The sequence below is a fragment of the Bradyrhizobium sp. 61 genome (assembly GCF_023073075.1).
Taxonomy (GTDB): domain Bacteria; phylum Pseudomonadota; class Alphaproteobacteria; order Rhizobiales; family Xanthobacteraceae; genus Bradyrhizobium; species Bradyrhizobium barranii.
Genome location: NZ_JADPIU010000085.1, coordinates 69,834 through 78,855, shown reverse-complemented (window position 1 = coordinate 78,855; position 9,022 = coordinate 69,834). Strand labels below are relative to the sequence as shown.

At 59.9% G+C, this 9,022-nt stretch carries 10 protein-coding genes and 1 pseudogene; 1 reads left to right on the top strand and 10 read right to left on the bottom strand.

What is annotated here, in order from left to right:
* Positions 1–177: 177 nt before the first annotated feature.
* From IVB46_RS36365 to IVB46_RS36330, 8 genes and pseudogenes are all read right to left on the bottom strand, one after another.
* On the bottom strand, positions 178–861 hold the full coding sequence (locus tag IVB46_RS36365; RefSeq protein WP_247303214.1) for a lytic transglycosylase domain-containing protein: 684 nt from the start codon (positions 859–861) through the stop codon (positions 178–180).
* A gap of 188 nt (positions 862–1,049) precedes the next feature.
* Positions 1,050–1,562, bottom strand: a complete 513-nt coding sequence (locus IVB46_RS36360; RefSeq protein WP_247344693.1) for a S26 family signal peptidase — start codon at positions 1,560–1,562, stop codon at positions 1,050–1,052.
* Complete coding sequence (locus IVB46_RS36355) at positions 1,559–2,023, bottom strand: DUF2840 domain-containing protein (protein WP_038958604.1); 465 nt, start codon at positions 2,021–2,023, stop codon at positions 1,559–1,561. The genes IVB46_RS36360 and IVB46_RS36355 overlap by 4 nt, the downstream gene beginning before the upstream one ends.
* A gap of 226 nt (positions 2,024–2,249) precedes the next feature.
* Positions 2,250–3,127: pseudogene (locus IVB46_RS36350) on the bottom strand (replication initiator protein A).
* A 21-nt stretch (positions 3,128–3,148) separates the two neighbouring features.
* On the bottom strand, positions 3,149–3,430 hold the full coding sequence (locus IVB46_RS36345; RefSeq protein WP_038958603.1) for a helix-turn-helix domain-containing protein: 282 nt from the start codon (positions 3,428–3,430) through the stop codon (positions 3,149–3,151).
* Positions 3,431–3,562: 132 nt separating this feature from the next.
* Positions 3,563–4,045 (bottom strand): DUF2285 domain-containing protein, encoded by a 483-nt coding sequence (locus IVB46_RS36340; RefSeq protein ID WP_080584124.1) that lies wholly within the window; start codon positions 4,043–4,045, stop codon positions 3,563–3,565.
* Positions 4,046–4,142: 97 nt separating this feature from the next.
* Positions 4,143–4,337, bottom strand: coding sequence for a DUF6499 domain-containing protein (locus IVB46_RS36335; protein WP_038958601.1), 195 nt, complete (start codon positions 4,335–4,337; stop codon positions 4,143–4,145).
* A 164-nt stretch (positions 4,338–4,501) separates the two neighbouring features.
* Positions 4,502–4,774, bottom strand: coding sequence for a DUF2285 domain-containing protein (locus tag IVB46_RS36330; RefSeq protein ID WP_080584123.1), 273 nt, complete (start codon positions 4,772–4,774; stop codon positions 4,502–4,504).
* A 112-nt stretch (positions 4,775–4,886) separates the two neighbouring features.
* On the opposite strand from IVB46_RS36330, the gene IVB46_RS36325 reads away from it, so the two are divergent.
* The gene (locus IVB46_RS36325) at positions 4,887–5,117 is read left to right on the top strand and encodes a helix-turn-helix transcriptional regulator (RefSeq protein ID WP_038958600.1); all 231 of its coding nucleotides are present in this window, start codon (positions 4,887–4,889) and stop codon (positions 5,115–5,117) included.
* 151 nt (positions 5,118–5,268) lie between these two features.
* On the opposite strand, the gene IVB46_RS36320 is transcribed toward IVB46_RS36325, so the two are convergent.
* Together IVB46_RS36320 and IVB46_RS36315 are read right to left on the bottom strand one after the other, a co-directional pair.
* On the bottom strand, positions 5,269–6,459 hold the full coding sequence (locus IVB46_RS36320; protein WP_247303291.1) for a DUF932 domain-containing protein: 1,191 nt from the start codon (positions 6,457–6,459) through the stop codon (positions 5,269–5,271).
* A gap of 380 nt (positions 6,460–6,839) precedes the next feature.
* The gene (locus tag IVB46_RS36315; RefSeq protein ID WP_038958597.1) at positions 6,840–7,151 is read right to left on the bottom strand and encodes a DUF736 domain-containing protein; all 312 of its coding nucleotides are present in this window, start codon (positions 7,149–7,151) and stop codon (positions 6,840–6,842) included.
* Between the last annotated feature and the right edge of the window lie 1,871 nt (positions 7,152–9,022).

The window sequence follows — 9,022 nt, the reverse complement described above, 5'->3', positions numbered from 1 at the left end:
GGACATCCGATCAACCGTCTCGACGAACTGCTGCCGTGGCTTTGGAAACCAGAGATTCATGTCAAGACCTGACTGACGTGCAAGAACCGGACGCATACGTCGTATCTCCTACCGATCTCCAAGTCTCCGCAGACTTCTTCGAGCAGCACATGACTATTCGCAAGATTGCGTAACGGGTCATCGCCCCTCTCCCGCATCAAGCCTTGCGACAAACATTCCGGTTGGCTTCGGAACGATCACCGACGGCGTGTGCAGTCTTGACGCGGTCGGTTGCTGCCGGCCGGCGGCGCCCATTCCGTCAGATTGTGCAGGAAAGATCGGCGAAGCCAACCATAGACGTGCATCGGCAGGCGACGTCGAAGCGGATGCGGCGTCCAACTCAGCAACAATCCTGCTCACATAGCCTCGCGTCTCAACCGGCAAAGTGTCGCCCGCAAGATGCTGTTCGTAACGCACCGGCCCGGCGTCGTAGGCTGCGAACGCACCCGGAAAGCCGTAGTGGTCAAAGAGCTCTCTTAGATATGCCGAACCAGCCAGTATGTTGTCGTGCGGGTCGTACGGATCATTTCCCAGAGCATAGCGCAGGCGAAGTCCGGTCCACGTCGCTGGCATGATCTGCATCAGCCCTATTGCGCCCTTGTCCGATTTGGCGCGCGCATCTCCAGCGCTCTCGATCCGCAGGATTAATTGAATCCACTGCACGGGAATGGCGAACCGCTGCGCGGCTTCGCCGACGAAATGCTCGAACCGGCCGGTGGTCTGGCCCCTCGTCGGATGCGCGACCTCTTGTTCGTCGGCGCGTGCAAAACGACAGTCTATCGACAGTGCGAACAGCAGTGGCACGACGGCCCAAGTGCTCACCCACCATAACCCCAAGCATGCCACCGTGCTCGCGACCGCCCAGGGTAAAGCTGCTTCGCACCGGCCGTTCGGCCGCCCTGGACTGCCGCTGCGCGCGACGGCATTACAATTTTCGGTCGGGACGGAGGAATGGTGCCGCAACTGATCGAACAGACGAATGACAGATCGAAAGTATGGAAGGACCAAGATCATTCCTCCCAGGTCCACACGGGGCGCGCACGGCCGATCACAGCCGATGCGGGTAGAACGCCGAAGTAGCGGCCATCCAGCGAGTCGTCAGACTGCCAATTCATGAGGAAGAGTTCGCCCTCGCCGACGGCTCGACAACCCTGCCAGTTCGGCAGAGGTCGGCCTCGCCCGTCGCGTTCTCGTGCCTCACCCATGACGATGGCGTCGACCGAGATTGAGACACCGTGCCTGCAAACCGTTTGTCCGGGCAGCGCCAGTACCCGCTTGAGCATGGGGACGCCGATTGGCAGATAGCCGTTCAGATCAAGAATGGTCGCAAGCGGCTCGGGTGGCCGAACCGCCACCAACTCTGTGACGTAAAACTCTTCGACGGATCGCAAGCGGTAGAGCCCAATCGCGACACCCGGCGATGCGTTCCAGATGTAGAGCGGGCTTATGTCTGCGATCACCGTTATGGCAAGCGCAGCCACTCCCGCAGATGTCATGGTCAGTGTCTTCAGGCCCCCCATCATCGCATGATCCTCTGCCGATGGAGCCAAGCCTGATGACGAGCCTTCGTATACGCGCGCGGGTTTTCGTTGACCGAGAGCCGGTTGTGAACGTGCTGCCAATGATCAGGGGCGACATCCGCCGGATTGATGCTAAGAGCCTCAATGGCGTCGATCGCCTGCAGCACCCGTTCGACTTTTTGCCAGCCGACCAGCCGCAGCAAACTCTCCGCCCCGGGCTTCACATAGGGCACGGTCGAGCAGCGCTGTCCCGGCGCGACCGCTCGCAAGACATCGACGCGCGAAATGAGTGTTCCAAAGTCGTTGGACGTCCAGCGGACGAAGGCAAAGATGCTGCCCGGCGCGAAAGACAGGATGCGCCGCGATTGATCGATCCTCTGCTCCTCAGCGATGCGACCGAAGCGAACACGATTCTCGATACGCTTCTCGAGCCACAGCACCTCTACTTGCGTGAGATCGCTCATGCAGCGGCTCCCTCGGTTTGGAGGCCACACTGTCGTTGACGAACGAGCCCATCACGGGCTTTGGAGCGGTCCGTTAGAAGAAATCCGAAGTATTTCCAGTTAGTAGAGTTAGAGCGCCAGGAAAGCGCGGAGAAACAAGCCCCTGGGCCCGATTCCGGTCCCTGATAGCACGAGGATCCGGTCCCCGATGGCACGAGGGTCGTGGTCCCCGATGGCACGAGCTGATTCACAGATTGTCCTCCGAGTTTGGAATGAGACCGCGCTTGCGAAGTCTCGCAAATAGCGCCGCCACGGCGATGGGCTTGAAGTTCGACAGTTCAGCCCCGTTCTGATCGCGCGTGGGGACTAGCTCGTAGCCGGGCATCTGCTGGCTGACCACTTCGCGCACATCGTATGCAAAGTGCTTGAGCGGAGAGAGGCCGCCGGACCTGGCATGGAGATGCACAAGGTCAAAGCTCCAGCCACTGCCTGATGACCGCCGTGCTGGCGGACGAGACGATAGAGCCATCGGTCAACTCCGCCCGTCAGATCGAAATAAGCGCGATCAACCGCCAGCACGAACGCATCATCGATGACGCCGGCATAGAACCAATCCGGCAGGATCAGTTCGAGCCCGAGTGGACGGCCGTTTGCATCGGCTGTCCCCCGCCACTCGTTGATCCACGAGAAACGATGACGCCGCCGCTCAGTCGGCTGACGGATCGACGTCATCACCGTCGTCGACTGCAGCCTGTCGAGACCGGCCTTCAGCCAGGCATAATCTCGCGCACTCGTCCCACGGCCCACAAACGTCAGAATCTCGTAAGGCGTTGCAGCCATCAACCGAGAGGTCCTTAAGCCGGCATCACGAGCTTCGACAATCTGGGACGCGGCCCAGATCAGTGCGTCAGCATCCCAAATAGTGGCCATGCCGTGCTCGGGCACGGTTTCGACGCGAATGGAGATTGACCCGGCACGAAAATCGATCGGCACAATCCGCTGCGTCTTTGCGAGCGAGAAGAACGGATATGCCTTCAGATCCTGCGCATCGCGGCGCGCCAGATCGCCGGGCAATGCCCGAAAGAGTTCGAGCTGATCGCGCTCGGAACGGTGTTTGTGCCGCATGATCTTTGCTTCCGACGTGAATCAGCGGCGTTCCTGGCCCGCATACGGGCGTAAGCCTGACTGCTTCTTGGCGGGCAACACCGTCCCCTTGCCGGGATCGGACGTCGACGTCTTGGCGCCGCGATCGGCCCAGGCTTTCAGATCGTCCAAAGCGTAGACGACACGTCCACCGATCTTCCGATAAGTCGGCCCAGTCCCGTACGTCCGATGCTTCTCTAGCGTGCGACCGGAGAGCCCGAGATAGCGCGCGGCCTCCGGGGTTCGCAGGAAGCGCGGTGGTAGACCAGCCATCAGATCGGGCATTTGAGAACTCCAGGGTGACACTCGCAGCGCGCGGCGGTGCCGGCTTGTGTGCGGTCATCATGGAGAAGGGCGATGTCGGAGGGGGATGCCGGAGATTGATCGGGCCGTTTTCGATCCCCCTAGAGAGAGGCGCTAGAAGTCTTTGCGCACCGGTCGCAATAGTTTGCGATAGCCGCCGCGCATTAACGCGGCGCCGCTCTGCACCAGACGGATAGTTCGATTGCGAAGATCGTGCGTTTTCCACGCACGATCGGGGACCCGCTTTTGGCCAAAGAGTGTTGCTGCGACGACGCGATAGGTGCCGCCGGCACCATGAACGTCGAGCGCACGCAGGGCGGCGCTCAAGCGCTCGCGCTTCTGCTGGGATAGCTCATGAAAGGCCTGGCCGGCCGGCCGTCCATTCATGGCGCGCCACAACCGTCGCGCTGCGTAGGCCCGCGCCTCGAAGTCGCGATCGAACGGCAACTCGGTCACGTAGTGGGCGCCGATACTCGGCGGTTCCCTCGACCAGACGCGATGGTCGACCGCGCCAATGCGCAGCACCGCGTGCCAACCATCATTCTCGCGGCGCAGCTGCCCGGCCGCAAGTTCAAGGGGTCGCGGAGATACGGCCATTTGATCGAGAGATGGCGGCGCTACTGCGATTGGAACGACTGTCGGAAGAACCTCGGGCGCCCAATAGATGGTCTCTTCCCCGAATGACCGCCGAGGGTCATGGGCGAAAGCAGATACCCCACTTCCTCCTGAATTCGGGCGTCACTTGACCGTCCTGGCTCCTCGCAATCATCGCGTCGTAATCGCGTTGATAATCCGTATTGCGACGCAGGCATTCCCAGGCGATGTCGGTAATTTCTGCATCTTGAAGGCTTCGGTAGGACTCCGGCGAGCGCCAGTCAAACTCAGGCATGACTTCATTCCATTGCACGCAACCAACAGAGATTGCGGCGCAATAATTGTGATCGATTCGGTTGTGGGAAGTCCCTATTTGAGCACCATGTGGTGCTCCAGGTGCACCACGGCTCAACGGGAGAAAGGGATTTTTAGCCAAGTCTTCGCGGGGATGGATTTCTTCTAATTTGTGCCCTTGCCACGAAATAGACGCCCCTGTTCGGACATCCACTTAGCGCGAGAAAGATGACTTCGGTAAGCGTTGAGGGCGCGGTCCGGCTCACTGTCTGGATCAATATGTAAGACTATTCGGGCTACTTCCCGCCAGTCAGCCCCCTCACCTTCCGCCTGCAGAAGCCGAACGTAAGTTATTGCGTGCTGCTCATCGTACGATGTCAGCGCGGGTTCGGTGGGAGCCAAGTCAGCCACGTTGGGATCGAGCGGCGGAGTCTGCATGATCTCACGGTTAGAAGACTAAGCCGAGTTTACTGGTGTAACGGCTCATGAAAACGCGCTTTGTTAAGTATATCGAGGTGCAATATACTGAGCAAGCGGCATCCTTTCTCGCATGGATCTGCGGGAGACATTCGCCACAAACTTGCGTCGTCTACGCAATGGCAAGGGATGGTCTCAAGACGAACTTGCGTTGGAAGCCAAGATAAGCCGGAGTTATTTGAGTCAGCTTGAAAAGGGCGTGTACCACGTCAGCATCAAGGTCATTGGTCGTCTCGCCGATAAGCTGGATGTCGAACCTGATGAGTTTTTAAAGCGAACCACTAAAAGAGCTCGCGCCAAATAGGCGCCGCTTGATTCGCGAGCCGGGCCGGAGGCCCGGCGGGCCCCCGGACGCAAGTATGCGTCCGCGCCGCCGATCTGGCTTGCCGGTCGGCGGCGACGCACCCCCTTAGGAGGAAAGCCGCGCAGCCCTACCGACTGCGCGACTTATCCCATTAGATGGCACGCTCCATCAAACGCTTTGCCTTGCCTTCGAGTTCAAGACGCGCGTCCTGATGAACCTTGCCGCGCGCGAACGCAGTAATCCCCTGCACGAAGTCGAAGATGCTTTCGGGCTTGCGGCGTTCCTCGCACAAGACTGTCTCGATGATCTTCGTGGCGTCGGACTTAGAGAACCCACCCTTACGCAGGAAAGTCTCGCGATCCTCGTCGGTCCGGGCAATGATCCGCTCCCGTGCGGCCTTGATTCCCGCCACGAACGGCCCTGGCGAGGAATTGGCAAAGCGGGTCAGTGCTGGCGCAGCTTCATGGGCAAACCGCTGCGCCGCGAATTTCGAATGCCGGATCGTGATTTCCTCGAAATTCTCCACGCCCCACAGGTTACGGTTCATGCAAACCGCTCGGAGATAGAAGCTCGCGATTCCCAGTGTTTTGCTGCCGACCTCGCTATTCCAGCAGTAAAATCCCCGGAAATACAAATCCGGTGACCCATCCGCCAAACGTCCTGCTTCGATTGGATTCATATCGTCGACCAGAAACAGAAAGACGTCCCGATCGCTGGCGTAAAGCGTCGTCGTCTCCTCGGTGATGTCGATCAGGGGATTGTAGGTCATGCTTGACCAATCTAGCACACCCGGGACCTTCCAGCGCGTATCACCCGTGCCAACGCCCGCGATCTTCATGACGGCAGCCACAAGCTCATGGTCCCAGATGCGGCCGTAGTCAGGTCCGGTGACTGCGCGAAGCTCGATCCATCCGTTTTCGGCCTCCAAGGTTTTCACGAGCTCGGCGCGATGGGACAGCAGGCCGTGTTGCAGGTTGATGGCCGATAGCGCGGCATGAAGTTGCCGCATGTAAGAGGTCGGTGCACCGACGAGCGTGCACAATTGACCAAAGCTCCAATGTGTCGGCGCCACGGTCTCGTCACGTCCCGGCACAACCAGAGCCAACCGCTCGGGATTGTCCCGACTCGCTTCCACCTTGATGGCCCGGCTTTCCACGGTTCGCGCTTGCGCACGCTCTGCGCGACCGCGTACCACGTCATAGAGGTCCGGGAGGTTCAGATAGCGTTCGTCATCTGGCCGAGCAAACCACTCGGACGATACGCGGCCGATCCGCTGGCCACGCGATACATCCACCCGGAAGCCCGCGGTGGCAGGCGGCTCGTTCTGAGACACAGACATCATGTTCACGGTCTTATTCCTTTGGGCCGAGGTTGAAGCGCAGCGCTGCGCTGCAACCCTGCCCGTCGGCGAGACCTGGGGTAGCAAGGGCCAGGGCGGCAGGACCGGAGGGGGATCACCCGCCCAAAAGGGGCGCGCTAATCGAGCGCGCGTCTGCACGCGCCCTGACGACCTTGGTCGTCAAGAGATCATGGCGCGGAAGTCCGGGGATACCGGTCCTGTCGGCACGCGTCAGCGTGCTTCACCCTTGCCCGCGCGAGGGCCGAGCCCTTAGCAATTCTCTTGAAGAGAAATGCTCTCCCCTGCTTCCCTGCATAGCGGCAAAAGAAACGCAAAAAAAGCCCCGCCTCCGGAGGAGGCGGGGCCGAGGATCTCCGGGGGGATCAGTCGCCGTTGTGGCGAGACCAGATCAGGATGAAGCCCTCCCCGCCTTCGACTTTCACCAGCGAGGCGTAGATCGGCGCCGGAAAGCTCGGATCGTCCAGCTTGACCGAGAGGTATTCGCGATCGCTGTCGCGGGCGGTCTTCTTCCAGGCCGCGCCGAACTCGGTCACGCCGGCAAAGATGCGGTAGTCGGGCGCCTTGTCGTTGTCCTTCTCGAAGGCGGCGAACCTGGCCTTGATGTTCAGTGTCAGCGTCTTGATCGAGCCGATGTAGCCGTTGTCCGCAGCGGTGAAGGTGCCGATGATAGCCATGGTAGTCTCCGTTGGTTGTTCGGGCCGCGTCCATCGCGGCCTCGATGGCGATCTTTGGCCCGGGGAGCGATCGGCCCGCAGCCGTCAGGCCCGCAGCACAGCGGAGGACGGCGATAAGCCTGCTTTTTTGTCTTCCGCGAGGAATGCCGCCTCTTCGCGGCAGGGAAAAAAGCAGGCGCAGCCGTTGCGGGAAGGCGATCGAGGCTCTTGCCGGTCCTCGGGCCTGATCAGCCCATTCGAGGTTGCGTTGGCCGCGCCCTTGAACGATCTGTCGGAAACAACATGACGGCCGGTGCTGGTGCTGCACAAGGACACCGCGGGATCAGTCGAACACTTGCTGACGATTGCGTATCAACGGCGGGAAAGACGTACCCGGCGCGAACATTGGCGCTCCCAAAAACATTCACTGCTGCTGGATCAAAGACACGTCGGGGGTCACGGCTCGATAGCAATCTCGACACCGTCGTCACTCCATAATTAAGTCGTCCGACCTCATCCACATCATCGCGGAAAAAGGTCGAGCGACACTGCACAGTTCTGGATGACGCAAGGCGACGGATACCAGGATCATACCCCCTCATCCAAGTCGGAGGCTCTCCGAGCAGCCGCCGCTTTACATCTATCGAAAATGGCCGCGCGCCGATCAGGCGCGCCGCCGAAATTTTGGAATGAGCCGGGCGGCACTCGCGGTCCCAATCCAAAATGTTACTCGGCTGCTTGCGAGAAGCCGTCACTCACGCTGGTTGATGTGTCTGTCCGCTCTTGCGGCTTCGCTGCCCTCAAGAACGTAGGCAGCCAATCGGTCGCCGCCAGCAGCTGCTCAGCAGCTTCGCCATATCAACTTTCTTCATATCAGGTACCCATGTGTTGACGTGGCATCAGGTTGTCCGCGCCACCACGGATCCTCATAACTGCCGCACTTTCCGCAGGCCCGCGGTCGAACCGAGGTCGGCCGAGCACGCGGTAAGTCCTGTATCAATCAAAGCCGGTCCGTCGCAGTGCGCATTCCCAATTCCAACACTCGAAATCGATCCGATACCTCAATGCACGGCCGCCAGCGAATCTGTCGGATGGGCCATTGATGATGCATCCAAAGCAGTTGACTGCCTGCTAGCGGGCCCAACCGACAACCGTGCGCCGAGACTTTTAACTATTTCCACCTTTTGGATTTCATCGATCAAAATTGCCTTTCCTCGAGCCTGCGCTCCAAGCCCTCCTTTTCGCGCGCTAATCTGGCCTATCACCGCTAGGCCGCGCCGCGCACTAGAGAGACAACATCTCCCACTGTAGAAGTCCCTGTGTGATCGGCGTCCACTCTCACTCCACGGACGAAATCTAGATCTTCCAAATCGGACGTAGTTCTTCTGAGATCGGCTCTTATTGCACCAAGCGGCACCCAGCAGTGAGATCAGACCTCCCACTTTCACCCCGCTCTCCGCTGCCTGCCCGCTATCCACCCGCTGGAACCTGGCCCGCGATGATGAGAGCAGACATGGCCGCAGCCTATCTGGACTTTGGAAACACAGGCGAGCTCGCGCGCGCAATCGGTCGAGGGCATGCACCGCCACCCGTCAGCTGGCGCGGAACAGGACGGCTGCGGCAGCCAGTTTGGTCGAAGGCGATCATGGACCAGTTTGCAGCGCCGATCGGGACAAGACATCTTCGAGAAGCGGAGGACCTATTATGCCTCGTATGATGTCATTTGATACAGCACCAACACTTCCTCGATATTGTCGACGAAAAATACTAGCGAACAATAGGATAGCCTATTATTTCGAGCCGCCAACCTGGGCTCGTCGACAGGGCTGCGGTTTAGGCCCTGAAGCGTTAGGAAGCGATTACGCCAGTGCCGTCGAGCGGGTGGATAAAGT

What these genes read in the sequence shown, in the direction of transcription:
- IVB46_RS36360 (WP_247344693.1), bottom strand. Translation starts at nt 1,562, where the DNA reads ATGATGGGGGGCCTGAAGACACTGACCATGACATCTGCGGGAGTGGCT.
- IVB46_RS36355 (WP_038958604.1), bottom strand. Translation starts at nt 2,023, where the DNA reads ATGAGCGATCTCACGCAAGTAGAGGTGCTGTGGCTCGAGAAGCGTATC.
- IVB46_RS36345 (WP_038958603.1), bottom strand. Translation starts at nt 3,430, where the DNA reads ATGCCCGATCTGATGGCTGGTCTACCACCGCGCTTCCTGCGAACCCCG.
- IVB46_RS36340 (WP_080584124.1), bottom strand. Translation starts at nt 4,045, where the DNA reads ATGGCCGTATCTCCGCGACCCCTTGAACTTGCGGCCGGGCAGCTGCGC.
- IVB46_RS36335 (WP_038958601.1), bottom strand. Translation starts at nt 4,337, where the DNA reads ATGCCTGAGTTTGACTGGCGCTCGCCGGAGTCCTACCGAAGCCTTCAA.
- IVB46_RS36330 (WP_080584123.1), bottom strand. Translation starts at nt 4,774, where the DNA reads ATGCAGACTCCGCCGCTCGATCCCAACGTGGCTGACTTGGCTCCCACC.
- IVB46_RS36325 (WP_038958600.1), top strand. Translation starts at nt 4,887, where the DNA reads ATGGATCTGCGGGAGACATTCGCCACAAACTTGCGTCGTCTACGCAAT.
- IVB46_RS36320 (WP_247303291.1), bottom strand. Translation starts at nt 6,459, where the DNA reads ATGATGTCTGTGTCTCAGAACGAGCCGCCTGCCACCGCGGGCTTCCGG.
- IVB46_RS36315 (WP_038958597.1), bottom strand. Translation starts at nt 7,151, where the DNA reads ATGGCTATCATCGGCACCTTCACCGCTGCGGACAACGGCTACATCGGC.